The sequence below is a fragment of the Pontibacter actiniarum genome, assembly GCF_003585765.1.
GTDB classification, from domain to species: Bacteria; Bacteroidota; Bacteroidia; order Cytophagales; family Hymenobacteraceae; genus Pontibacter; species Pontibacter actiniarum.
The window spans coordinates 4,725,949-4,750,454 of record NZ_CP021235.1; the positions used below are offsets into that span (position 1 = coordinate 4,725,949).

Here is a 24,506-nt window from a genome sequence, read left to right on the forward strand (position 1 = left end):
TAGACTTTTTTGAGTATTTAGCGGCTTTTACGAAATCTTTTAAGCAAAATTTGAAACTTTTTCTCTAAAACACTCCGTAATATTTGTTAATTAAAAGGCATTGCAATAACATTGCGGTACAATTGAAGAAGGCCATTTTTCCCGTGCCTATCTGACTCTTTCGCAACCTATTCTGTTTTCCTGATTTAAACGAAATCTCTCGCTTTGTTCGCGCACCGCGAAACCTGGCAAGTTAAGTTAACTACCATACCATTATTTATGTACAATATTGAAGAATTGAAAGATAGGCTTCTTTCAGAACTCAAAGAAATTGCTGAACAACTGGGCGTTAAGAACTTTAAGAAGCTTAGCAAGCAAGACCTCATCTACAAGATTCTGGACCAGCAAGCTGTTACCCCTCCTGAGAATATATCTAAAAAATCCAACTATACCTCTCAAAACGCTTCCGCTGACACTGCTGAAACAACCGAAAGTGCAGTTGCAGTAGAAGAGGCAGCCCCCGAAGCCGCCGCAAAGCCTGAAAAGCGCGCCCGTATCCAGGCCACCCCGCGCCGCGAAGAAAGAGACCAAACCGCAGTACCTGCAGAGTCTCCGGTAAAGGACCATGGGGCTCAAAACCACCGCGAGCGCACACGCCGCGACAGCCGCAGCGAGAGCAAGGACGAAAACCGCAGCGAAGCCAGAGAGAGCCGCGGCAACGATAACAGAGGGGAGAGAGAAAGCCGCCAGGATAATAACCGTGGCAACGACAGCAGAGAGGCCCGCAACGACAACCGCGGCAACGATAACCGCGGCAACGACAACAGAGAGAGCCGCAGCAACGACCGCAGCGATAACACGCGCCGTAGTAATCAGCAGAATGCGGCCAACGCGAACAACTTCAAAGAATTTGATGGCATTATCCTGAACGAGGGTGTGCTGGAGCTAATGCAGGATGGGTATGGTTTCCTCCGCTCCACGCACTACAACTACCTTGCTTCGCCAGACGATATCTACGTTTCTCCATCCCAGATAAAGCTTTTCGGGCTCAAGACAGGGGATACGGTCAAAGGCCAGATCCGCCCGCCCAAAGAAGGAGAGAAATATTTTGCACTGCTTAAAGTAGAAACAGTAAACGGACGTACTACCGAGGAGATCCGCGACCGTATTCCGTTCCAGCACCTGACGCCGCTCTTCCCGGAAGAACGCCTGAAACTGACCACCCGCCCAAGCCAAATGTCTACCCGTATCCTGGACCTGTTTGCCCCAATCGGTAAAGGCCAGCGTGGTATGATCGTGGCACAGCCAAAGACCGGTAAAACCGTGTTGCTGAAGGAGATTGCGAACGCCATCTCTGAAAACCACCCGGAGGTGTACCTGATGATCCTGTTGATCGACGAGCGCCCGGAAGAGGTAACAGACATGGCCCGCAGCGTAAAGGCAGAGGTAATTGCCTCTACCTTCGATGAGACGGCAGAGCGCCACGTTAAAGTATCCAGCATTGTACTGGACAAAGCCAAGCGCATGGTAGAGTGTGGCCACGATGTCGTAATCCTGCTGGATTCCATCACACGTCTGGCACGTGCCTATAACACCGTAGTTCCTTCGTCTGGCAAGATTCTGTCGGGTGGTGTGGATGCCAACGCCCTGCACAAGCCGAAGCGTTTCTTCGGTGCGGCCCGTAACGTAGAGAACGGCGGCTCCCTGACGATCATCGCAACTGCCCTGATCGATACAGGCTCTAAGATGGATGAGGTGATCTTCGAAGAGTTTAAAGGTACCGGTAACATGGAGCTTCAGCTGGACCGCAAACTGGCCAACAGACGCGTTTACCCTGCTATCGACGTACCTGCTTCTGGTACTCGCCGCGAGGACCTGCTGATGGACAGAGATGAGCTGAACCGTATTTGGATCCTGCGCAAGTTCATGTCCGACATGAACTCAATCGAAGCCATGGAGTTCCTGAAAGACAGAATGAAGGGCACCAAGAGCAACGAAGAGTTCCTGATCTCGATGAATGGGTAAGGAAAGCTAGTAGTAGCTTAACATATACAAAACAGCCTGCTGACCTGATGGTCGGCAGGCTGTTTTGCGTTTATACCCTTGGTATGCCCTGTCTGCTGTCTCCTGCGTTACCGGTTTTTGTAGCTTGATATAAGCTGTCCTTCTTAGCCGCCGTTCGCCCTCAGGTTTACAGGCGGCTGGTTCCGTTTCAGGCTTTGCCCCGTTGCCAGCCCGTTATCGCAAACTGCACAAAGCATCTAGCCCAAGGCCTATAGTTATACTTATTCCATAGCTGCTGCCACTGCTGCAGAACAAGTGCAATTTCCTGCTTTGGTGTGGCAAGGGTGGTTAAGGCGGCACTGCAGGAGGGGTAACAGCAAGCGTAGCGCCTGGGGCAGGGGAGCCTTGAAGGAGAGCTACCACCAGAACTCATAAGCCGGGCGGAGCAGGAGGTGATAGGTGTAGGACGTGACGAACCCAAAAACAATGTGGGCAAAGATAAGTGTGGTGAGGTACGTTCTGAGCTTAATGAGGGGCGGGCGGGGGTGCATCATAAAGAAGAAGTACCAAACAAGCATTGCCACCAGCCCATGCGCCAGGCCGAACAGCAGGCCCCAGGAGGCTGTAGGCAGCCCAACGCCGGAGTCCCAGAGGGCAAGGTAGATTACGGCGAAAAAAATGCCCACACCGTAATGGGCAATGGTGCCAGCTACTTTGGTGCCTGTCAGCTCAGAGAGGCTGCCGTCGGGACGGGTGCGGTTAAGGAGCATGGTTCCGAGGATGCGCACGACCTTCATCACCCGGTGCGTCAAGAAAGAGAGTAAATACAGGAAAGCGGTCATGGCAGCGGTACCGGCTATGCCTGCCACTGCGGCGTCTAGAAACTTCATAGGCGTTGCGTTCTGTTGCTATATCCTCATACTACGGATGCCGGTTTTAGTTCGCCAGCATGATCGCCACGAAAGCCGCACTGATGCAGAGAGAGGATATCTTGTTCATCCGCATGGTGTTTTCATAGTTTACCACACGCAGGTCGTGCTGCGCGCGCAGCACCCAGCCCGTAAAAAAGTATAAAATTGGCGCCGTGCACGTCAGGAAGATGAAGATGCTGCGCATTTGGTTCATGGCAAAGTATAACCACAGCAGCAAAGCGGCCCCGGCCAGTAAGCTGAGGGCGGCAAAGAGGTAAGTGCCCTTTATGCCCAAAAGCAAGCTCAGGGTACGGTCGCCGCGGCGGCTGTCTTCTTCATGCTGGTAAATCTGTGTAAGGGGATAGGAGCCACACAGGAAAAGCGTGCTTACGAGCGCAAACCACACGTTTGGCGTTTTGAGCACCTGGGGCAGTGACAGCCCTACGCCTACCTGCACCATGGCATAGGTAAACGCCCCTTGGAAGAAAGTGACGACAAATGTGCTGGCGACAGGGTGCTTCTTCAGCCGGATGCCCTCGTAGCTGTAGGCCTTGGAGATGAGCAGGTACAGGGCCACCAGGCAGGCGAACAGCGGCGAAAGCAGCAGCCCGAGCAGCACAGCGCATACATCGAAGAGCAGGACCAGGTGCATGAGTTGCCGGTTTACCCTGGGCGGGTTCTTGAGCCCGCCGATGCTGCCTTCGTCGCGGTCGTAGTAGGAGTTGTACCCGTTGCTAGCCGGGTAAACAAACACATGAAGTATAAGAAACACCATGGCCGCCCGCCAAACGTCCACCTGCTGCAGGGTGCTGAGCGCAAACCAGAAAACCGGCATCAGGTATACCGAAAACGGGATGCGCATCAGGGTAAGCGCGCTGCTGTATTGTTTTGTGTGCTTCAATGGTTTGGCGGTTAAGTTAACTGGTGGCTGCATGGCCTGGGCATCTATCCGTTCGGCTAACTGGAGGTGCCTTGCGCGGTAGGGTAGCCGATAAGGTAAATTACGTGCTTTCCCAAGCCGGAGCCCGTCCTGCCCGTCTGCCAGGTATAATGCGGTGCCTGTAGTTGCTCTACCATACGCTCTAACAGCTTTGGAGGGTAAATCCGCAGCAGCGAAACCGTGCCGTCCCAGATAATGCCGAGGGGGATGAGCGGAATGATGTACGTGAAAAACAGCCTGCTCAGCTTGAAGGGACGGATAAAAGGCGTTACCAAAAGTATCACCACCGGAAACAGCAGCCACAGGAGCAGCATCTCGCCCCAGGACTTTTTGGCGCCTTCAAAAACGCCGATGGCGGCACGCTTGTCCACGGCATCCTGCAGGATGGCTTTGGCTACCGGAGGCGGAAAGTGATGGAAGGAGGAGAAGATCGTGCGCACGCCGCGCATGCTTGCAGGCACGGCGGTGCAGTCTACAGGTTCAGGTATAAAGCTGATGGTGCCGGAGGAGCCCTTGCGCAGGTATTCGTATGCCTCCACATTGGGATACAGGTCGGTGAGCGTAACCTGCACGGAAGCCCCTATCCGCTTGCTCAGCTCCTGCCGCAAAGGGGCTATGCCGCCGCCTGCCCCTGAGCACAGGTCGGTGATGTGCCGCTGCTGTGTGTGCTCCAGCAGTTGCTGGAGCTGCGGTAGCGCGGGCTCGTACGTGTTCAGCCGGGTGATCATGAAGCGCAGGAAGTCCTGCATGCCCTCACGGATGGCCTGCGGAAACCATGGCAGGTCCTCAAGCTCGCAAAGTTGGAGGCGGGTTTTCAACAGTTCTTTTTGCTTAAGGTACTGCACACCCGCACCAAAGGTTGCTACGGCAGCCCTCGCCGCACCAGCCCAGCAGCCACCGGGCACCTGGCCGGGCTTTTCTACCCTGCCAGGTACAGCCGGGGAAGTATGAGCTTAGGCAATCCCGCCTTCGCCGGCGCCTACTTTCAGGCCATCGCCCGTATTGCTAAAGAACTGCCAGTACTCCGCCGCAGGCTGGGCCGGGTCAGGCATCACCGAGATCGTGGTGCCGTCACTGAAGTACAGCATCAGCCCCAGTTCGCCCTGCTGCTCGGCGCGCTCAACCACCAGGTTCGGGTTGTTGTTGATCAGGTTCGCCATGCGCTGGTCCAGCAGGCTGGAGCCCGGCTTTTTCCAGTCCCAGACCGGGGTTGGCAGGCCCGCCTCACGCTTCCGGATAAACACCTCGCTATGCTTGATAGCCTCGCCAGCGGGCTGCTGCAACTGCCAGGGGCAGTTTACGGCCAGGGTTATCTCGCCCACATCCAGCACCAGCCCCTGCGGGGTAGTATAGTGGGTGTGCCCGAAGTGGAAGTACTGCACGGTTTCGGTGCGGGTTGTTTTGGTAAGCGGCAGCCCTACTATCCGGTTAAATGTCTGCTGAAGCGTCTGTTGCATGGTACGTGTTTTGTTTAGTTCTGCATCCGGGGCAAATATAGCCACCCCCCTTCAAAATACGGTAGCTTTGGCTGCGCTTCGCTAAGTTTTGTGATGGATAATCCTTGGAAGTTGTGGACAAAAGGTATCTTTGTGGTCGTTTCGAAAGACGAATTAAAAGGAATTTTACCGGGTAAACCGCTGTTTGTTAGCAATGCCGAAAGAGCAAGAGAAAGTACAAGAACCTAAAACAACAGTGTTTGGGAAGGTGGTGAGCTTCGTGTGGAAAGTATTTTTCCTGGGCTTTGCCGTAGTGCTGCTGTACCTGCTGAGCGTGGAGTACAACCTGCTGTACCTGTTTGGTGCTTCCCCAAGCCTGGACAGGCTGGAGAACCCGCGCTCTGACCAGGCCTCCGAACTCTATACCGCCGACGGGCAACTGATCGGAAAGTACTTCCGCGAGAACCGCAGCCCGGTGGGTTACAAGGATATGTCGCCCCAGCTGATACAGGCACTTATAGCCACTGAGGATGTACGCTTTTACGAGCACTCCGGCATTGACCCGCATGCGATCGTGTCGGCCGTGTACGGCAGCCTTCAGGGCGATGCACGGGGCGCGAGCACCATTACACAGCAGCTGGCCAAAAACCTCTACAAAACCCGAACCGACGACTCCAAAGGTGTGCTGGGCCATGTTCCGGGCATTAACATCGTCATCTCCAAAACAAAGGAGTGGCTAACCGCCATCAAGCTGGAGCAGCGCTACACCAAAGAGGAGATACTGGCCATGTACCTCAACACCGTGGACTTCGGCTCCAACTCCTTCGGCATCAAGGTCGCCTCCAGCACGTTCTTCAATACCTCACCGGATAGCCTAAAGGTTGAGCAGGCAGCCGTACTGGTGGGGCTGCTAAAAGCCCCGACCTACTACAGCCCGCGCTTTAACCCCAAAAACGCCACCCGCCGCCGCAACACCGTGCTGGGGCAAATGGTAAAGTATGGATACTTGCCTCAAGCTGAAGCAGACTCGCTGAGCCAGTTGCCGCTGGTGCTGGACTACAGCGTGGAAAACCATTACGATGGCCCGGCTACGTATTTTCGTGGTGCTGTGGCTGATTACCTGCAGGAGTGGTGTAAGGAGAACGGGTATGACCTGTACCGGGACGGCTTAAGGATCTACACCACCATCGACTCCCGGATTCAGGCGCATGCCGAGGCCGCCATGGAAGAGCAGATGCGTACGCTGCAGCGGCGCTTCGACAACCACTGGAAGGGCAGAAACCCGTGGGTGGATGAGAAGGACAAGGAGATCCCGGGCTTTATTGAGGAAACCATCAAGCGCACCGCCTATTACCGCCGCCTGCAGAAAAAGTACGGCGATGATATGGCCGCCATTAAGCGGGAGCTGAACCGCCCGCGTGAAATGAAGGTGTTTACCTGGGACAATGATTCGCTGGAGAAGACCGTAACCATGAGCCCGCTGGACTCGCTGGCTTACTACAAGCACTTCCTGCACGGCGGCATGATGACCATGGACCCCTTTACCGGGCATATCAAGGCATGGGTAGGCGGCATCAACTTCAAATACTTTAAGTATGACCACGTAAAACAGGCGCGGCGGCAGCCCGGTTCAACCTTTAAGCCTTTCGTGTACGTGTCGGCCATCGACAACGGGTATTCGCCCTGTGATAAGCTCGTGGACAAGCGCATCACCATTAACTATGTGGAGAAAGGGGAGAAGAAAAGCTGGTCGCCAACCAATGCGGACTGGGAGTACACCGGTGCGCCTATGACCCTGCGCCGGGGGATGGGCAAATCGGTTAACTCTGTTACGGCGCAGCTGACGGAGCTGGTAGGCTGGGAAACAGTAGTCGCCTATGCCCATAAGCTAGGCATCACCAGCCCGCTGCAGGCGGTGCCGTCCATCGGCCTTGGGCCGAGCGATGTGTCGGTGTACGAGATGGTAGGGGCCTACAGCACCTTCCCGAACCACGGCTTTCACACGGAGCCTATGTTTATCACCCGCATCGAAGACCAGAACGGGAACCTGGTGCATCAGTTCACTCCAAAGCAGAAGAAAGTGCTGAGCGAGGAAACGGCCTTCCTGATGATGCACATGCTCAAAGGCGGAATGGAGGAGCCGGGTGGCACCTCGCAGGCGCTTTGGGAGTACGACCTTTGGAAGAACGGTAACGAGATCGGCGGTAAGACCGGTACCACCTCTAACCACTCCGACGGTTGGTACATGGGCGTAACGAAGGATCTGGTAACCGGTGTTTGGGTCGGAGGCGAAGACCGCAGTATCCACTTCCGCACTTCCCAGCTGGGCGAGGGCTCTAAGACGGCGCTGCCTGTGTACGGCCTGTTCATGGAGCGGATTTACAAAGACCCGGCACTCGGCTATACCATGGGGCGCTTCCCGAAACCGACGGTCAAGATCACTAAAGAGTATAACTGCACCACGGTGCTGCCAAAGCAAACACTGCCGGACTCCGCTGCTGTGGATTCGGTGCTGGAGCTGCTAAACATTGGCAACATACTGTAAAAAGTGCAGGTGCAGATAAAAACGAGCGGGGCCAGCTAAAGAATAGCTGGCCCCGCTCGTTTTATAGGATAACTTATTTTTAGTCTTCTTCCTCTTCGTAGAAGGACTCCAGCGCCTCCTCCAGGTAACTGTACTCAAACGTGAAGCCGGTGTGCAGCACTTTGTTGGCGCTCACACGCTGGCTGGCAAGTATAACCTCGCTCATCTCGCCCATCATCAGGTTAATGGCGAAGGCCGGTACTTTGGGCAGCACGAGCGGCTTCTTCATGGCTTCTGCCAGTTCTTTGGTAAACTCCTTGTTGGTTACCGGGTGCGGAGCCACGGCATTGTACACGCCTTCAAACTGAGGGGCCTCAATGGCCTGTATAAACAGCCTGCAAGCGTCATCAATATGAATCCAGGACATGTACTGCTTTCCGGAGCCGAGCGGTGCGCCGGCCATCATTTTCACCGGTCTGGCTATTTGCGGCAAAGCGCCGCCTTTCACGCTCAGCACGATGCCCAGCCGGAAGATAACGGTGCGTATGCCTAGATCCCGTACCTGCCAGGCGGCGGCTTCCCAGGCTTTGCACACCTCTGCCAGAAAATCATCGGCATACGTGCTTTCCTCAGATACCAGCTGGTCGCCGGAGTCGCCGTAAATGCCAATGGCCGAGGCCGAAAGCAGGCCCTTTACATGGTGCTCAGACTGGCTCAGGCACTTTTGCAGCAGGTGAAGGCTGTCGGTGCGGCTATGGAGGATTTCTCTTTTGCGCTCCTCGCTCCACTTATCGGATGATACGCTTGCACCGGCCAGGTTAACGATATAGTCGGCGTAGGAGATAGCGCTCTCGTCTATATACCCCGCTTCAATATCCCACTTAAAGGTTTTATAGGTCGATACTTTATCCGGCCTGCGGCTAAGGTGGGCTACTTCATAGCCCTGGTCTATCAGCATCTCCGATAGGCGCATCCCTACTAAACCTGAACCTCCTGTGATTAGAATTTTACCTGGCATATATTCTTAAGCATGTTGTGCGCAATGAGTATCCTATACGGAGCTTAGGTATATTTAAGTTTTTTAATATAGCTTAAGGGCTGGCAGAGCCGTTTTTTAGGCTGCCCTGTGGCAGGTAAGGCTGTTGCCTTAGCGCTTGCCGCCGCGTATGTGCCCTAAAAACTCAGAGCGGTACTGCTCCTGCTCAAACAGGCCGGAGTACTCTGCTGTTACGGTGCTGCTGCTAACATCGTTCACGCCGCGGCTCATCACGCACAGGTGGTCTGCCTCTATCAGCACCGCCACGTTCTCTGTCTGCAGCGCCTGCTTCAGTTCGTTGGCGATCTGCATGGTCAGGCGCTCCTGTACCTGTGGCCGGCGGGCATAGTAATGCACCAGGCGGTTAAGCTTGGAAAGCCCTATCACATGCTCGTTGGGTATGTAGGCTACGTGGGCCTTGCCAATGATCGGCACAAAATGGTGCTCGCAGGAGGAGTACACGGTAATGTCGCGCTCCACCAGCATCTTGTGGTACTTATACTTGTTCTCGAAGCGGCGGGCGACCGGCTTGTTGTCCGGGTGCAGGCCGTGGAAGATTTCCTTTACATACATCTTCGCCACACGGTGCGGCGTGCCTTTCAGGCTGTCGTCTGTCAGGTCTAGGCCAAGGGTATGCATGATCTCGCGGAAATGCCCCTCAATGATCGCAATCTTCTCGTCGTCCGAAAGGTCAAAGGCGTCTGCGCGTAGCGGTGTCTCCAGAGAGCTCATCACGTGGTCATCCATCGCCTCCTCTTTCTCCAGGTCGTGGTTATCCATTATATTCCACAAAGTTTCTTTCTGTCTCATACAGTGTAATCGCTAATTCGTAGTCAGAGCTGATTTGCTCGCGAAGCTTGTTCCATATCACCACGGCGATGTTTTCGGCGGTCGGGTTCAGGTTGCTGAACTCCTCCGTGTCCAGGTTCAGGTTCTTGTGGTCAAACTTGTTCACCACCTGCTCCTTTACCAGGTCGCTCAGCTTTTTCATGTCGTACACGTAGCCGGTGTCAGGGTTCACCGTTCCGGTTAGCTTCACGATCAGCTCATAGTTATGGCCGTGGTAGTTGGGGTTGTTGCACAGGCCAAACACTGCATTGTTTTGCTCGTCCGTCCACGCTGGGTTATGTAGTCTGTGTGCGGCGTTAAAGTGTTCCTTTCGGCAAACGGTTACTTTCATAGTGTAATTAACAACTATCGTGGTGTTAATGTTTGGCGTCCGGTAAGACCACCTCTGACTGCGGATACTATAAGCTGACAAAGTTAGTGCAGGCAACCCGAAACCCAAACCAATTTAGGGCTAAATTAATTCGTTTTGCCTTGGCTCTTTCTGCGCCTGATTCTGTATTTTCGTAGCTGAAAATAAACATAGTACAAAAGTTACAAGTCTTATGAGAGGATTTTTACTTGCTGTTTTGCTGATGGTCGCCGGTGTTTGCCAGGCGCAGTCGGTGCAGGTGAGAGAGGTAGAGCAGGATGTGCAGGGGGTAAAGCGCCGCGGGCAGCAGCTATCGGTGCAGCTAGACCCCAAAACCGTTGAGAAGTCGTGGAAGGAGTACCTGGGGCAAAAAGCCGGGCGCGTTAAAACCAGCAAAGGCGTGATGACAGTGGAAGGTGCTGTGATTGATACAATTTCTACGGTGCCGATGCGGTTGCTTTCCACCGTTGGCAGCGATGCCCAGGGCAGCTACGTGTGGTGGAACTTAGACATGGGCACGGCCTACATCAATAAAAACGGCACCCCGGCTGAGTACACTGCGGCCGAAAGCTTCCTGCGCGGCTTTGCCCGCAAACTGTACCGCGACGATGTGTTCCGGCAGATAAACGCTGCTGAAGATGTGCTGCAGGCAACCAAGGCAGAGCAGGACCGGGTAGTAAAGGAGGCAAACGAGATACAGCTCAGCATAGAGAAGAACAAGCAGCGCCGCCTGGAGCTGGAGGCTGAGCTGGTGCGCAACGCTGAGGAGCTAAAGCGGCTGGAGCAGAGTGTGCAGCTAAACATGCAGAAGCAGGAGCTTAGCCGCCAGCGCGTGCACGATATGGAAAAGTCGGTAGACGCTGTGAGAGCCAAGCTGCTGGAAGTGAAGTAGCCCGTTCGTTTCCAGAAACAAAAAAGCCTCTGAAAGTACAGAGGCTTTTTTGTTTCTGGAAATCGTTACTTAGTCTCTTTGTGTAACTGTGGCTGTGTTATTGTTGCCGTACTGTAAGATTGTGCTGGAGTGGTTTGCGCCCAGCTGCATTGTTTCTGCCGTGTTGTTGTCGCCAACCTGCATCGTGCGGCTGAAGTTGTCGCCGGACATGAAGAACGTGAAGCCGCTTTGGCTGGATATAGCAGCGTTGTTGTCTCCGTACTGGAAGATCTCGGAGGTGTTGCCGATGCTGCCTTGGTCCTGAAAGCCATAGTTGTCGTTGCCAACTACTACGGCGATAGCAGTGTTTAACCTGGTGCGGCTGGATTGGTCCTGAGTGTGGCTGTTCCCGTTGCCTAACTGCCCAATAAACGCTTCGTTAGAGCTTACACGCTGGAGCTGCTCGGCAGTGTTATCGTTACCTGCTTGTGCAATGGCAGCAAAGTTTCCATCGCCCACCTGAGACTGGTAGGCGTAGTTTCCATTTCCGGACTGGCCAATAAGAACGGTGTTGTCGTACTGGCCCCGCTGTACCTGTACCGCTGTGTTCGCATCACCTAACTGGTAAACATAGGCAGCGCTGTTAGACAGGAAAAGCGGGTCTACCGTGTTGGACTGAGAGGCCGTGTTGTCGTTGCCGTACTGTTCCACAACGGCTGTGTTGTTAATTACGCGCCCGTAGTTTTGCTCGGCTGTGTTGTTAGCGCCCTCCTGCAGTATGGTAGAGGTACTGCTTTCTGATGAATACTGGACTTGCTCCGCCGCGTTGCCGTAGCCTGTTTGCGTTATTGCAGCTGTGTTATCAGAGGAAATAAAGCCCAGGCCTGTCTGCTGAATTGATGCCTCGTTACCTCCGCCTTCCTGCTGCACACTTGCCTGGTTTCTGTTGCCTTCCTGCAGAACATCCGACTGATTGCCTTGCGCTACCACTGCTCCTGTGGTGCAACAAAGAGCTGCTACTACTGTAAATGCTGTTTTCATAAAATGTAGGCTATTAAAGAAAGTTAAACAATAAGTATGTTTACCGCAGCTGTGTTTATAGGTTGTACTATTTGGGTTTTATTGGTTACTATTCATGATTAAAGTATAGCATTAGCTTTGGGCTATTAGTCTGAAAGCTGTGTGCTGTCCGGTACATACCAGAAAAGGCAGGCTTTGCTTAGCCTGCCTTTTCTGGCTCTAAATCACTTCTGCTTACCTAGAGCTTCATCCAGCGCTGTATTTCCTGCTCGGCAAACTTCTCATCGCGCCAGCCCACAAAGCGGGTGCCGGCAGACTTGTTGTAATTCGTGAACCAGATTTGCAGGATGGCCTTGGCGCCCGGGTACTGCGTGCTGAAGCTGTTATAGTTGGTGGCGTCCAGCTGGCGTTCGCTTGGGCGTGCCGGCACGGCTACGATGATGTGGCGCAAATCTCCGCTGTTTTCCAGTTGCATCAGGCCCACCGGAATCACCTCCATCTCCGTGCCTGGCTCCTGCCGCTCCGACAGCACGAGTATTTCCAGCCCTTTGCCGCTTTTGTCTGTTTCCGTGGAGGGGATAAAGCCGAGGTTTCCCGGGTAAGGCAGAAAGTCCACCTCGCGTGTTTGCCCGGCATCCTGGTCTGGCACAAACTCCTGCTTTTTGCGGTCATACACCAGTTTGCGCGTGTTTCCTGCGGGCGTTTCTATCACAGCCTGTAACTGCTTGTTGCCAGAGTAGGTCGCAAGTTCTGTGTAATCGGTTTTACAGGAGGAGAGCAGCAGCGCCAGCAAGGGCAGTAGGAGGCAGGTAAAGCGTTTCATGTTGCGGTTAGGTTTGTGGGCTGTAAAGATAAGCAGCAGCGCCCGGAGGAGAAAGCACGCGGTGCGGTGCTACGTGAGGGCGGAGAGCCGCTTGTGCAGGTACAAAAAAAGGAGCCGAGGTCATCGGCTCCTTTTCACTAAAACTATGGAAAACTTATGAAAACAGGTATTCTTATCGTCTTTCCTTGATACGAGCAGCCTTGCCCTGAAGTCCTCTCAGGTAGAACAGTCTTGCTCTTCTTACTTTACCTCTTCTCACCAGTTCGATTTTCTCGATAGATGGAGAAAGAAGAGGGAAGATACGCTCTAGACCGATTTGGTTAGATACTTTTCTTACAGTGAACGTCTCACCGTTTGTGTTCACGTTTCTACGCTGAATCACAACACCCTGGAATTGCTGAACACGCTCTTTGTTACCCTCACGGATTTTTACGTGTACGTTGATAGTATCACCTGCCTGGAAAGTTGGGAAAGAGGCACGCTTGTCAGTATATTCCTGCTCAATGAATTTAATTAGTTCGCTCATGATGGCTATGTTCTCTTAAAGTATCTTCTTCAAAATTCGGACTGCAAAGATATGTAAATATTTATTACATAAGAACATTTGCAGAAAAAAAATATAATTTCTGGTGGCCATATCAGCAAAATAATGCTTATGGCCTTTTACTCTTATTTACCGGGCCTGGCTGGTCCCTTATTCCTCGTTAAGCAGGTCTGGGCGGCGCTGTTTCGTGCGCTCAATGGCCTGCTCAAAGCGCCACTGCTCTATCTTCGGCGTGTCGCCCGACATCAGGATGTCCGGCACCTGCATGCCTTTGTACTCGGCAGGGCGGGTATAAACCGGCGGGGCCAGCAAACCGTCCTGGAAGGAGTCCGTCAAAGCGGATGACTCATCGTTGAGCACTCCCGGGATGATGCGGATAATGGCGTCTGCCAACACGGCTGCCCCCAGTTCTCCGCCCGAAAGCACATAGTCCCCGATGCTGATCTCGTGCGTCACGTAGTGCTGCCGCACCCGCTCATCCACCCCTTTGTAGTGGCCGCAAAGTATGATCACGTTCTCCAGCAGGGAAAACTGATTTACGATGCCTTGGTTGAGCGTTTGCCCGTCCGGCGTCATGTAGATGATGGCATCATACTTGCGCTCGGCCTGCAGCTCCGAAATGCACTTGTCAATGGGTTCGATCATCATCACCATGCCGGCGCCGCCCCCGAAAGCATAGTCGTCTATCTGGCCATGCTTGTTTACGGCGTACTTGCGCAGGTCGTGAATGTGGATCTCTGCCAAACCTTTTTGCTGTGCCCGCTTCAGAATAGAGTGGCTGAAAGGGCTGTCCAGCAGATCGGGCTGGCAACTGATGATGTCAAAGCGCATTACTGTTTCTCCTCCTCAGTGTCTTCGTCAAGGTCGTCGGCTTCGTCGGGGCCTGATGGCTGCGTGTACACTTCCAGCAGGCCTTCCGGCAGGCTTACGTGCAGTTGCTTTGCCTCGTGGTCGGCACGCAGGAAGATCTCGTCCATGACCGGCACCAGCATTTCCTGGTCCAGGTAATCCATTACCATCAGCTGCTGTTGCGGCAGGTCGTAAAACTCTTTTACGGTGCCCAGCGCGCCATGCTGCTCGTCCACCACCTGGTAGCCAATCACATCGTGGAAGTAGAACTGGCCTTCTTCCAACTCCGGCAGCTCGCCGAGTGGCAGGTAAATGGAGGTGTTGCGCAGTGCTTCGGCCTGTTCGATGGTTTGAACATCTTCGAACTTAATAATAAAGCGGCCCTTCTGCACAGGCTCCATAGACGTTATAAAAAAAGGAATCAGCCTTCCCTTTTGTTCCAGGAAGACTGACTCCAAATCTTCATAATCTTCGGGAAAGTCTACGTCAAAAAACGCGACTACTTGCCCCTTCGTGCCATGGGTCTTGACGATGTAACCTAATAGAAAGCATTCATCAACATGCATGGCACACCGAATTATGCTTGCTCCTCAGTAGCCTCGCCTTCGCCACCTTCAGCAGGGGCCTCAGCAGCCTCTTCAGCAGGAGCGTTAGCAGCAGCTTTCTCAGCGTCACGCTGACGGATAGCCTCTGCACGAGCCTCTTTTACTTTGCGCTCAGCTTCCAGGGCAGCTGCACGCTTGGCTTCTTTCTCAGAGCCCACCTTCTGGCGTTTCTCTTCGATCTTAGCGTCTTTTGCTTCTTTCCACTCGTTGAAACGAGCATCAGCAGTCTCCTGAGAGATAGCACCTTTCGCAACACCGATTTGCAGGTGTTTCTTGAACAGGATGCCTCTGTAAGAAAGCATTGCTTTTACGGTGTCAGTTGGCTGTGCACCGTTCATCACCCACTGGAACGCTTTATCTTCGTTGAAGTCGATAAAAGCAGGAACAGTGTTAGGGTTGTACGTACCCAGTTTCTCGATAAATTTACCATCACGTGGTGCTCGAGCGTCAGCTACTACGATATCGTAGATAGCGGCTTTCTTGCGGCCTCTGCGGGCCAGTCTGATTTTTACTGCCATTTTTAAATGTGTTTTTCAGTCGGCGGAACCCGTCCGCCTGTTTAGAACCGCAAAACTAGGAAATTAATTTCTGATTGTCTACAACCCTTCGGTATTTATTAAGCTATTGGCGCTCAGCGTAAAGTAGGGGCACAAAAAAAGCCCTCCGTTGCGGGAGGGCTTTGCGTATAGTTAGGCGTTTGCTTTTACTCTTGGCACCTTAGCGGCTTTTACCTTTACCGGCTTTAGCTTGATAATGCTCAGCTTGTCCAGCGTCCAGATAACCGGCCAGGTCGGGTCCACCTCCCACCACTTCACGCCGAAGTTGACGCGGTTAGGAAGTTTGTGGTGGTTGTTTTGGAACAGCTCACCGCCTGTCAGGAAGTCAAAGAAGAGCGAGTTTCTTGATTTGTCGTTGTTGTCAAAGTTCTGGTAACCGTACTTGTGGCCGCTCCAGTTTACGATAGCGCCGTGTACCGGGCCCATCAGGAAGTGGATTGGCAGCAGCAGGAACATCCACCACTGCGTAGCAAAGGCGATGTAGAACAACACGTACGCCACGCCCCAGCCAATGCGGGAGAAGTAGGAGTCACCGATTCTCTCCAGTGCAGGCCAAATGGGGTAATCGCCCTCGAAGCGGCGCTCCGGCTCCACGCGCTTGTTCAGCACGTCGTTGTAGATCTCCTTCGTCTTCCACATCATCGTGAAAGCGTTGTTAGAGAAGTGCGGAGAGTGCGGGTCGCGCTCCGTGTCGGAGAATGCGTGGTGCATGCGGTGCAGAATGGCGTAAGCACGCGGCGACAGGAACGAAGAGCCCTGCGCGATATACGTCAGCAGGTAAAAAGCCCTCTCCCAGAACGGGGTCATGGTAAACATTTTGTGCGCTGCGTAGCGGTGCAGGTAAAAGGTCTGCACGAACAGCGACAGGTACCAGTGCACCACAAAAAAGATAAGAATTGCCATTAATGTATCAGGTAAATGATGGGTTGAGTTTCTTGTGCGGCAGTTAACGAGCTATAACCATGCCACGCCTGCTGCAAAGCTACAACACGAATTTAAAGTAAAATAGACTTGCAGGGCGAAAAGTTCAGAAAATGACGAAAATCATTTTTGCACTTTGGGTTTCCATTAGGCCAGATGCCGGAACGGGGCCCACACAGGCGCGTCCGGGGGCGGTGCACTTACTGTTACCGGGGTTTTCAAGGTAGGGTGGTCAAACTGCAGCCGGCGGGCGTGCAGGGCAATGCTCTTGTCGGGCAGCGGCTGGTCTGCGCCATACTTCAGGTCGCCGAGAATGGGGCAGCGCATAGAAGAGAGCTGCACCCGTATCTGGTGCGGCCTGCCGGTAATGGGGTTTACCTCCAGCAGGTGCTTGCCGTGCTGCATGCTCAGCAGCCTGTAGTTGAGTTCGGAGCGGGAGCCTGCCGGGTTTTCTTTGGCGTAGGCTTTCGTTACGTTGCGGGAGCTGTCCTTTACGAGCCAGTGCACGAGGTTACCCTGTTCCTGCTTGGGGCGGTTCTGTACAACCGCCCAGTAGGTTTTTGTGGTCTTTTTGCTGCGGAATAGCTCGTTAAGCCGTGTAAGGGCCTTGGAGGTTTTCGCCAGCAGCACAACGCCGCTTACCGGCCTGTCGAGGCGGTGCACGACACCGATGAACACGTTGCCCGGCTTGTTGTACTTGTGCCTGATGTAGTCCTTCGCCAGGTGAGCCAGGGTAATGTCTCCCGTCTCATCGCCATGCACCAACAGGCCGGCCGGTTTGTTTACCGCCAGCACGTGGTTATCCTCGTACAAAACTTCCAGCATCGAATTGTATAGTATGAATTAGAAACTATGAATTGGAAAGAGAGAGGGGTTGCTGAATTCTGTTACAGCTTCCATTTCTAACTTCTAATTCATAGTTTTTAACGTAGTTAGTATGCTTCTTTTTCGTTAGGGAAGTCTTTGCTCTTAACATCCTTCACATAGTTCTGTACAGCGTCGGTCATGATCGTGTGCAGGTCGGCGTAGCGGCGCAGGAAGCGCGGCTTAAACTCTTTGTTGATGCCCAGCATGTCGTGCACAACCAGTACCTGGCCGTCAACGTGCGGGCCGGCGCCAATGCCTATGATTGGGATCTGCAGCTTCTCCGCCACTTTCTTTGCCAGCTCTGACGGGATCTTCTCCAGCACAATGGCAAAGCAGCCCAGCTCCTGCAGCAGCAGCGCGTCGTCGATCAGCTTCTGCGCCTCGGCTTCTTCTTTCGCACGGACGGTGTAGGTGCCGAACTTGTAGATGGACTGCGGTGTAAGGCCCAGGTGGCCCATTACCGGCACGCCGGCACTGAGGATGCGTGTCACCGACTCTTTGATCTCGGCTCCGCCTTCGATCTTCACGCCGTGCGCCCCCGACTCCTTCATGATGCGGATAGTGGAGCGCAGAGCCTCCGACGAGTTGCCCTGGTACGAACCGAACGGCAGGTCTACCACCACAAAGGCCCGCTGCACGCCTCTGATAACAGACGAGGCATGGTAAATCATCTGGTCCAGCGTAATGGGAAGCGTGGTTTCGTGGCCAGCCATTACGTTAGAGGCGGAGTCACCAACCAATAGCACGTCTACGCCGGCGGCATCCAGAATGGTGGCCATGGAGTAGTCGTAAGCGGTTAGCATGGATATTTTTTCGCCGCGCTCCTTCATGTTCTGTAGCTGGTGCGTGGTTACCTTCTTTATATCGTTTTTATGTACAGACATAGCTACTTTGGTTATGTGAGGTTGTAAAGCTATAAAATCTTAAAACAAAAACAGCCACATTCTGCTGTGGCTGTTTTTGTTTTAGTATCCATATACGGAGTTGCTTCGCTTGGTCAGTTTCAGGTCCTGCAGGAGCGAAGACCTGGCGTTGATGGTGAGGTTGTAGCCCCGGAGCAAGCCAAAAGGCGTCCAGCCGATGCTCATGTCCCAGCAGTGCAGGTCGCGGTAAATCTGCACGTTGGCGTATGAGATGTTCTGGTTCGAGATGTCATACGTACTGGTGTAGGTCACCTTCCATTTCTCTGTTACGTTCAGCGAGCCGTCTATACCTACTGTCTGGGTGAGGTTGTTTCTGCTTGCCACACCAAGCCCGCGGGTGTAGTAGAACGTGTAGTTCAGGTTCAGTGTCCACGGAATTTTAAAGTCCACGTACTGCGGCAGCACCGGGTCCTGGTCCGGCACCAGCGACGGCAGGTTTGCCGGAAGGGTGGTTTCGGAGCGGAAGGCCTCCGGGTTCAGGCTGGCCGTCAGGTTCAGGCTGGCGTTGGTCAGCCTGGCCAGTTTCAGCTTGCGCGCATCAAAAATGTACTTGTCAATGTTTCTGCCTGCGCTGTCCGTCTGGTACGGGTTAAAGGTCGAGCTGAAGTTCATGTTCACCATCTTAAACAGCTTGGTGTAGAACGACAGCTGGATCGGGGCCAGCTTCAGCGAATCAGCGGCGAAGTTATAGCTAGAGCTAAGGCGCAGGTTGTCTATCAGGCTGACCTTCTCAAACTTAGCGTCGGTGGAGTCGTTCTTTGCCTTTACCTTCATCTCCAGGCTGTTGTCCAGGCTAAAGCTGAGGGAGGAGTTAAGCCCTGTGGAGGGCAGGCCGGTTCTGAAGCGGCCCAGGTTCTGGTAGCGTGGCAGGTTTGTGTTTGGGTCCGTGCCTACGAGCGTGCGCTGGTAAAAGCCAAAGCGCTCGTCGCCGAAATCGGGGCGGTAGCTGTAGCTGATGCTCGGCCTGATCAAATGCCGGATCGCCTCCACCTTTTCGCCCTTCACATACACGGTGCCGTAAATGGTGGTGTTGAGGGAGGCACCGGCGCTGTACTGGTACACGCGGCCGAAGCCCGTGGTGTCCACGTCTACACGCTGGGAATCGGGGTTAAAGGTGAAACTATACTTTTCGTCCAGCCATGTCTCGTTGTAGTTTACGCTTGGGCTGAAGTTGAGGTAGCGCATGATCTTGTAGTTACCCAGGCCAATGCCGAAACTATGGATGGCTGTCTTCTGGCCGCTTTCCCACAGGCGCTGCAGGTTACCGAAGTTAACCTCGATGGTATCGGCAGGCGAGGTGTCCAGCACCGGGAAATTCGTGGATGTGCGCGCCGGCTGTATGTTCGAAATGGTGTTGGACGCGCGGACGTTATATGTCAGCGTAAACTTCTCGTACCACTTGTTGGTGGCAGGCGCATCGGAAAACAGCTCGGCCAGCCCCACCTGCGACATGCTGAAGTTCAGGTCGGGCAGCACGAAGTTCATGGTACCTGTTTGGGTGCTTTGGCCCTGGCTCGCTTTAATGGTGTAGCTGAAGGGCGAGTTCGGGATCGTTTTCTGGTACGACACATGCGAGTTAAAGGTCGGGGCCAGGTACTGCGCCGTTCCGTTGTAGTTTACGCGCTGGTGCAGCTGGCTACCGGCATTCACGCTGGCGCTGAAAGAACCGCGCCCCGGTTTGGTAACCGGTGTGTGGCTCCAGTAAACCCAGAAAGTTCGCTGCGTCGGAGGGAGCTGGCTCAGGATGTTGTCTGTGGACCGGGAGCTTTCCACGTCCGCCTCATCGTTTTTCAGGAAATCGTAGGTGAAGCGGAAGTTGCCGCGGTAGGCGTAGCGCTTTACGTAATCGGTGCTCACATCCAGGTTATAGCCGCCCAGCGAGTAAATATCGCCGGTAAGCTTGGTGCCTACGTAGTCGTTCCAGGCAAAGTAGTAGCCGCCGTTGTTCAGGAAGAAGCCGCGCGCGTTCTCGCCGTAGCTCGGTACGATCACACCGGAGGAGCGCTTGCTCTTCGGGGTAGGGAAGAGGCCGAACAAAAAGCCCAGCGGAGTAGGGATGTCCCCGATCACGAGGTTAAAGGGGCCCGACATCACTTTGTCGTTCGGGATGGCTTTTATCTTTCCGGCACTGATGTAGAAGTGCGGGTGCTCCAGGTTACAGGTCGTGTACTTGTTGTGCAGGCCGTAAAATTCGTTGTTCGGGCTGCGTTTTACCACCTCCGAATGTATATATCCTTCGCCTTGCTGCGTTACTACCTCAGAGATGCGCCCTTTTCTGGTTTTGTAGTTGTAGGCAATGCGCTTGGCAGCGTACGTTTCGGCTCCCTGCGAGAACACAGGCGTGCCGATCTCCTGGCCGGTAGAGTCGGTGAGGGTTGTGGCCGTAAGGGTGTTGTTGTCGTAGTTGATCTCGATGTAGGCGGCTTCCAGTTTCATGTCGCCGTAGTCGATCTTGGCGTCGCCGTACAGGTGCACCACCTTCCGGTCTACTTCAAACTGAATGGAGTCTTTGGCTGAATATTTGATGGTGGTCTCGATGTCGCCTTTGGGAGCCTGCAGCGTTACTGTGTCCTGGGCGGCAACACGAGGTGTATCTTGCGGGGCCACAGCAGGTCTGGGCACCCGCTGAGCGAGCGCCGACGGGGGTGAAAGAGTCGTAAACTGCAGCAGCAGTAAAAAAATGAAAATGTAGCGCAACTTCTTCAGAGTTCCCTAAAAGTTTACTTAATTTGTACAAAGTTATTGTTTTAGCTTTTAACTAACGAGCGTTGTGAGAAATATTGTTACTGTTTCTGTTCTGGCTTTTGTTTTTTTACTGTGCTCCTCTAACAAACTTGCATTCAGGAAAGAGTACAAGTTACGCACAGTAGTAATCGATGCAGGACACGGAGGGAAGGATGTAGGGTGCAATGGTAAGTTTTCGCACGAAGCAGATGTCGCCCTGCGCATTGCCAAAGAGGTAGGCGGGCTGATCGAAAGGAACGTGCCGGATGTGAAGGTGGTGTACACCCGCACCGACGACCATTTCGTGGAGCTGATAGACCGGGCGGGCATCGCCAACAAGAATAACGCAGACCTCTTTATTTCCATTCACCTCAACTCTGGCCCCGCCGCCGCCTACGGCACCGAAACCTATACCATGGGGCTCCACACCTCGGACGGCAACCTGCTGGTGGCTAAGCGTGAGAACGCCGTAATTCTGCAGGAGGATAACTACGAGGCCAACTACAACGGCTTTGACCCGAACTCCCCCCAGAGCCACATCCTGTTCGCTCTGCACCAAAGCGCCTACATCGACAACAGCCTTCGCTTCGCTGAAAAGGTGGAGCGCGAGTTCCGTACCAAGGCGGGCCGCAAGAGCCGCGGTGTGAAGCAGGCGGGCTTTCTGGTGCTCTGGAAGTCATACATGCCCAGCGTGCTCATCGAGTGCGGTTTCCTGACAAACCCCACCGAGGAAAAATTTCTTAACGATAAGACCGGGCAATCGTATATTGCATCAGGTATATATCGGGCCTTCAAAGAGTACAAGCAAGAGTTGGAGGCTATGAATTAATTGAGCTAAACACCCCTACGTGAAAATATCGAAAGAAATTAAAGTCGCGCTGCTAGGTATTGTAGCAATTGCCATACTTTACTTTGGTTTTATGTACCTGAAAGGGTCCAGCATTTTTTCCGACTCCAATACGTACTACGTCGTGTATGATAGTGTGGACGGGCTGGCGGCCTCTAACCCTGTGATCCTGAACGGGGTGCAGGTGGGTACGGTGCAGAGCCTGAAGCTGATGACGGACCGGGATAACCAGATTATGGTGAAGCTGGAAGTGATAGAGGAGCTGCAGGTGGGAGACTCCACCATTGCCGCCCTGACCAACTCCGACCTGCTCGGCAGCAAGGCTATCATGCTGTACCTGGGCAACAGCACCCAGATGTATGAAGGGGGCGAAACGCTCATCCCTTACAAAGAGAGCAGCATCACCGACATCATCTCCAGCAAAACAGTGCCGGTGATAGACAAAGTGGATACGACCCTGGCCCGCGTTAACCGCCTGCTCGACAGCGAGGCGAAGGACAACATCCAGGGCATACTTGCAAACACCAGGGCCACCACGGACGCCATCAACACCATTCTACGCTCCAACCAGGAGAACATAAACCAGATCACCGACAACATCAACCAGCTGACGAGCTCCCTGCGCCAGACGCAGCGCCACATCGACCGCCTAGCCCTGAACATGGCCGACATCACGGACACGCTCAAGCAGGTGGAGATAAACAAGCTGGTCCGCAACGCCAACGATGCGGTGCTGGAGCTGGAGGCGGCCGCCACGAAGCTTAACGCCGGCCAGGGCTCCATCGGCAAACTGATGAATGACGAGGAGCTGTACGAGAACCTGAACCGCTCCTCCGCAGCCCTCGATCTGCTGCTGCGCGACATACAGGCCTATCCGAAGCGCTACGTGAGCTTCTCGGTGTTTGGCCGCAAGGACAAGTATAAAGTAGACGAAACCGGCCGCGTGATTACCCTGGAGGAGGTGAAGGAGATGCAGGAGCGGTACCCGGAGGAGTTTCGTACAGTGCCGGACACGGTGTATGTGCCTGTGCCAGAGAAAGGCGCGTTGGAGGGCAATACCCGGCCAGCCTCGGCAGACAGTGTGAGAGCAAACCGATAAACATCATCCATGTGAAAATTGTATATTTGTAAAATCCGCTTTTATGAGCGGATTTTCGCATTTTATACTTACCCAAACTAATCAAGCTAACCTGAATGGATATTGAATTCAACAAGAACGAAGACGCCCTGAAACAGCTGGTCTTTCAGCTGAAGAACAAACTGAAGAAAGTGCACCTTGGCGGTGGCGAAAAGCGCATCGAGAAGGAGCACAAGAAAGGAAAAATGACTGCGCGCGAGCGTATTGACTACCTGCTGGACGAGGGAACCGAGTTTCTGGAAATCGGGGCCTTTGCCGGGGAAGGCATGTACGAGGAAGTGGGCGGCTGCCCGAGCGGTGGCGTGGTAACGGGTATCGGCTACATCAAGGGCCGCCAGTGTGTGGTGGTCGCTAACGATGCCACGGTGAAAGCCGGAGCCTGGTTCCCGATCACAGCCAAAAAGAACCTGCGCGCCCAGGAAATCTCCATCGAGAACAAACTGCCGATCGTGTACCTGGTGGATAGCGCAGGAGTGTTTCTGCCGATGCAGGACGAGATCTTCCCGGACAAAGAGCACTTCGGGCGCATGTTCCGCAACAACGCCGTGATGAGCTCGATGGGCATTGTGCAGATTGCCGCCATTATGGGCAGCTGCGTGGCCGGCGGGGCATACCTGCCGATCATGAGCGATGAGGCCCTGATCGTGGAGGGCACCGGCTCCGTGTTCCTGGCCGGCTCCTACCTGGTGAAGTCAGCCATTGGCGAGAACATCGACAACGAAACCCTTGGCGGCGCGACCACGCATTCGGAGATCTCCGGCGTAACAGACTACAAGTGTAAAGACGACAAAGAGGCGCTGGACCACATCCGTAACATCTTCGACAAGATGGGCGACAAGCCAAAGGCCGGCTTCAGCCGGGTAGCGCCGGCGGCCCCTGCCGAAGATCAAAAAGAAATCTACGGCTTGCTGCCCGCAGACCGCGTGAAGCCGTACGATATGATGGACATCATCAGGCGCCTGGTGGATAACTCCGAGTTTGAGCCTTATAAGGAGCTGTACGGTCAGACGCTTATTTGCGGCCTGGCCCGCATCGACGGCTGGGCTGTGGGTATTGTGGCCAACCAGCGCAAGATCATGAAGAGCAAAAAGGGCGAAATGCAGATGGGCGGCGTAATTTACTCCGACTCGGCAGACAAAGCCGCGCGCTTTATCATGAACTGCAACCAAAAGAAAATTCCGCTGGTGTTCCTGCAGGATGTGTCTGGCTTTATGGTGGGCAGCAAGTCGGAGCACGGCGGCATTATCAAGGATGGGGCTAAAATGGTGAGCGCCATGTCTAACTCGGTGGTGCCCAAGTTCACGATCCTAGTTGGCAACAGCTACGGCGCAGGCAACTACGCCATGTGCGGCAAGGCCTACGACCCGCGCCTGATCTACGCCTGGCCAACGGCGCAGCTGGCGGTTATGAGCGGTGCCGCGGCGGCCAATACCCTGCTGCAGATCCAGGTGTCGGCCCTGAAGGCAAAAGGGGAGGAGATAACCCCTGAGGCAGAAAAAGAGCTGCTGGAGCGCATCACCAACAAGTATAACGAGGAACTCTCGCCCTACTATGCCGCCGCCCGCCTGTGGGTAGACGGAATCATTGACCCGCTGGAGACGCGCAAGGTGATTTCGATGGGGATAGAGGCCGCCAACCACGCCCCGATCGAAAAACCGTATAACGTGGGTGTGATACAGACGTGAGAAAAGCTCAAGATTATGAATTAGAAATTGGAAATGAGGGTTTCTTATAAGAGCTTACAAAGCTGTGGTTTCCCGACTTTCTAATTTCTAATTTTGAATTTCTA

At 54.0% G+C, this 24,506-nt stretch carries 23 protein-coding genes; 6 read left to right on the plus strand and 17 right to left on the minus strand.

Annotated elements, in window-relative coordinates; all coding sequences use genetic code 11:
* The first annotated feature begins 258 nt into the window (after positions 1-258).
* Positions 259-2,004, plus strand: a complete 1,746-nt coding sequence (gene rho, locus CA264_RS20565) for a transcription termination factor Rho (RefSeq protein ID WP_025609297.1) — start codon at positions 259-261, stop codon at positions 2,002-2,004.
* Positions 2,005-2,399: 395 nt separating this feature from the next.
* On the opposite strand, the gene CA264_RS20570 is transcribed toward rho, so the two are convergent.
* From CA264_RS20570 to CA264_RS20585, 4 genes are all read right to left on the minus strand, one after another.
* Positions 2,400-2,873 (minus strand): hypothetical protein, encoded by a 474-nt coding sequence (locus CA264_RS20570; RefSeq protein ID WP_025609298.1) that lies wholly within the window; start codon positions 2,871-2,873, stop codon positions 2,400-2,402.
* Between the two features lie 46 nt (positions 2,874-2,919).
* Positions 2,920-3,795, minus strand: coding sequence for a UbiA family prenyltransferase (locus CA264_RS20575; protein WP_025609299.1), 876 nt, complete (start codon positions 3,793-3,795; stop codon positions 2,920-2,922).
* A 56-nt stretch (positions 3,796-3,851) separates the two neighbouring features.
* Positions 3,852-4,652: a hypothetical protein gene (locus CA264_RS20580; RefSeq protein ID WP_071784646.1), complete on the minus strand. Its 801-nt coding sequence runs from the start codon at positions 4,650-4,652 to the stop codon at positions 3,852-3,854.
* Positions 4,653-4,787: 135 nt separating this feature from the next.
* Positions 4,788-5,291 (minus strand): hypothetical protein, encoded by a 504-nt coding sequence (locus CA264_RS20585; RefSeq protein WP_036777967.1) that lies wholly within the window; start codon positions 5,289-5,291, stop codon positions 4,788-4,790.
* A 193-nt stretch (positions 5,292-5,484) separates the two neighbouring features.
* Here CA264_RS20585 and CA264_RS20590 point away from each other — a divergent pair, with 193 nt between their 5' ends.
* Complete coding sequence (locus CA264_RS20590; RefSeq protein WP_025609302.1) at positions 5,485-7,815, plus strand: penicillin-binding protein 1A; 2,331 nt, start codon at positions 5,485-5,487, stop codon at positions 7,813-7,815.
* Between the two features lie 79 nt (positions 7,816-7,894).
* Here the strand turns inward: CA264_RS20590 and CA264_RS20595 are convergent, their stop codons facing one another.
* The 3 genes from CA264_RS20595 to CA264_RS20605 form a co-directional block, all read right to left on the minus strand.
* Complete coding sequence (locus CA264_RS20595) at positions 7,895-8,812, minus strand: TIGR01777 family oxidoreductase (protein WP_025609303.1); 918 nt, start codon at positions 8,810-8,812, stop codon at positions 7,895-7,897.
* Between the two features lie 129 nt (positions 8,813-8,941).
* Complete coding sequence (gene folE, locus CA264_RS20600; protein ID WP_237151151.1) at positions 8,942-9,640, minus strand: GTP cyclohydrolase I FolE; 699 nt, start codon at positions 9,638-9,640, stop codon at positions 8,942-8,944.
* Positions 9,603-10,010, minus strand: coding sequence for a 6-pyruvoyl trahydropterin synthase family protein (locus tag CA264_RS20605; RefSeq protein ID WP_025609305.1), 408 nt, complete (start codon positions 10,008-10,010; stop codon positions 9,603-9,605). The genes folE and CA264_RS20605 overlap by 38 nt, the downstream gene beginning before the upstream one ends.
* Positions 10,011-10,221: 211 nt before the next feature.
* On the opposite strand from CA264_RS20605, the gene CA264_RS20610 reads away from it, so the two are divergent.
* A complete protein-coding gene (locus tag CA264_RS20610; protein ID WP_051364538.1) occupies positions 10,222-10,920 on the plus strand; it encodes a hypothetical protein in 699 nt (232 codons plus the stop codon).
* Between the two features lie 69 nt (positions 10,921-10,989).
* Here CA264_RS20610 and CA264_RS20615 read toward each other — a convergent pair whose 3' ends face one another.
* From CA264_RS20615 to CA264_RS20660, 10 genes are all read right to left on the minus strand, one after another.
* A complete protein-coding gene (locus tag CA264_RS20615; protein ID WP_084196309.1) occupies positions 10,990-11,940 on the minus strand; it encodes a hypothetical protein in 951 nt (316 codons plus the stop codon).
* A 217-nt stretch (positions 11,941-12,157) separates the two neighbouring features.
* A complete protein-coding gene (locus tag CA264_RS20620; protein ID WP_025609309.1) occupies positions 12,158-12,742 on the minus strand; it encodes an inorganic diphosphatase in 585 nt (194 codons plus the stop codon).
* Positions 12,743-12,914: 172 nt separating this feature from the next.
* On the minus strand, positions 12,915-13,268 hold the full coding sequence (gene rplS, locus CA264_RS20625; RefSeq protein ID WP_025609310.1) for a 50S ribosomal protein L19: 354 nt from the start codon (positions 13,266-13,268) through the stop codon (positions 12,915-12,917).
* A gap of 168 nt (positions 13,269-13,436) precedes the next feature.
* A complete protein-coding gene (gene trmD, locus CA264_RS20630; protein ID WP_025609311.1) occupies positions 13,437-14,117 on the minus strand; it encodes a tRNA (guanosine(37)-N1)-methyltransferase TrmD in 681 nt (226 codons plus the stop codon).
* On the minus strand, positions 14,117-14,701 hold the full coding sequence (gene rimM, locus CA264_RS20635; RefSeq protein WP_025609312.1) for a ribosome maturation factor RimM: 585 nt from the start codon (positions 14,699-14,701) through the stop codon (positions 14,117-14,119). Before rimM ends, trmD begins: the two co-directional genes overlap by 1 nt.
* An 11-nt stretch (positions 14,702-14,712) precedes the next feature.
* Complete coding sequence (locus tag CA264_RS20640) at positions 14,713-15,258, minus strand: 30S ribosomal protein S16 (protein WP_025609313.1); 546 nt, start codon at positions 15,256-15,258, stop codon at positions 14,713-14,715.
* 171 nt (positions 15,259-15,429) lie between these two features.
* On the minus strand, positions 15,430-16,200 hold the full coding sequence (locus tag CA264_RS20645) for an acyl-CoA desaturase (protein WP_025609314.1): 771 nt from the start codon (positions 16,198-16,200) through the stop codon (positions 15,430-15,432).
* 165 nt (positions 16,201-16,365) lie between these two features.
* Complete coding sequence (locus CA264_RS20650; protein WP_025609315.1) at positions 16,366-17,043, minus strand: RluA family pseudouridine synthase; 678 nt, start codon at positions 17,041-17,043, stop codon at positions 16,366-16,368.
* A 107-nt stretch (positions 17,044-17,150) separates the two neighbouring features.
* Positions 17,151-17,969, minus strand: a complete 819-nt coding sequence (gene panB, locus CA264_RS20655; RefSeq protein ID WP_025609316.1) for a 3-methyl-2-oxobutanoate hydroxymethyltransferase — start codon at positions 17,967-17,969, stop codon at positions 17,151-17,153.
* 81 nt (positions 17,970-18,050) lie between these two features.
* The gene (locus tag CA264_RS20660; protein WP_157593755.1) at positions 18,051-20,615 is read right to left on the minus strand and encodes a putative LPS assembly protein LptD; all 2,565 of its coding nucleotides are present in this window, start codon (positions 20,613-20,615) and stop codon (positions 18,051-18,053) included.
* A gap of 163 nt (positions 20,616-20,778) precedes the next feature.
* Between CA264_RS20660 and CA264_RS20665 the strand changes: the two genes are divergently transcribed.
* The 3 genes from CA264_RS20665 to CA264_RS20675 all read left to right on the plus strand — a co-directional run bounded on the left by CA264_RS20665 (position 20,779) and on the right by CA264_RS20675 (position 24,402).
* Entirely contained in the window at positions 20,779-21,561 is a 783-nt protein-coding gene (locus CA264_RS20665; protein ID WP_025609319.1) for an N-acetylmuramoyl-L-alanine amidase family protein, read from the plus strand.
* A gap of 19 nt (positions 21,562-21,580) precedes the next feature.
* Positions 21,581-22,678 (plus strand): MlaD family protein, encoded by a 1,098-nt coding sequence (locus CA264_RS20670; RefSeq protein ID WP_025609320.1) that lies wholly within the window; start codon positions 21,581-21,583, stop codon positions 22,676-22,678.
* A gap of 95 nt (positions 22,679-22,773) precedes the next feature.
* The gene (locus CA264_RS20675) at positions 22,774-24,402 is read left to right on the plus strand and encodes an acyl-CoA carboxylase subunit beta (protein WP_025609321.1); all 1,629 of its coding nucleotides are present in this window, start codon (positions 22,774-22,776) and stop codon (positions 24,400-24,402) included.
* The last annotated feature ends 104 nt before the right edge of the window (positions 24,403-24,506 follow it).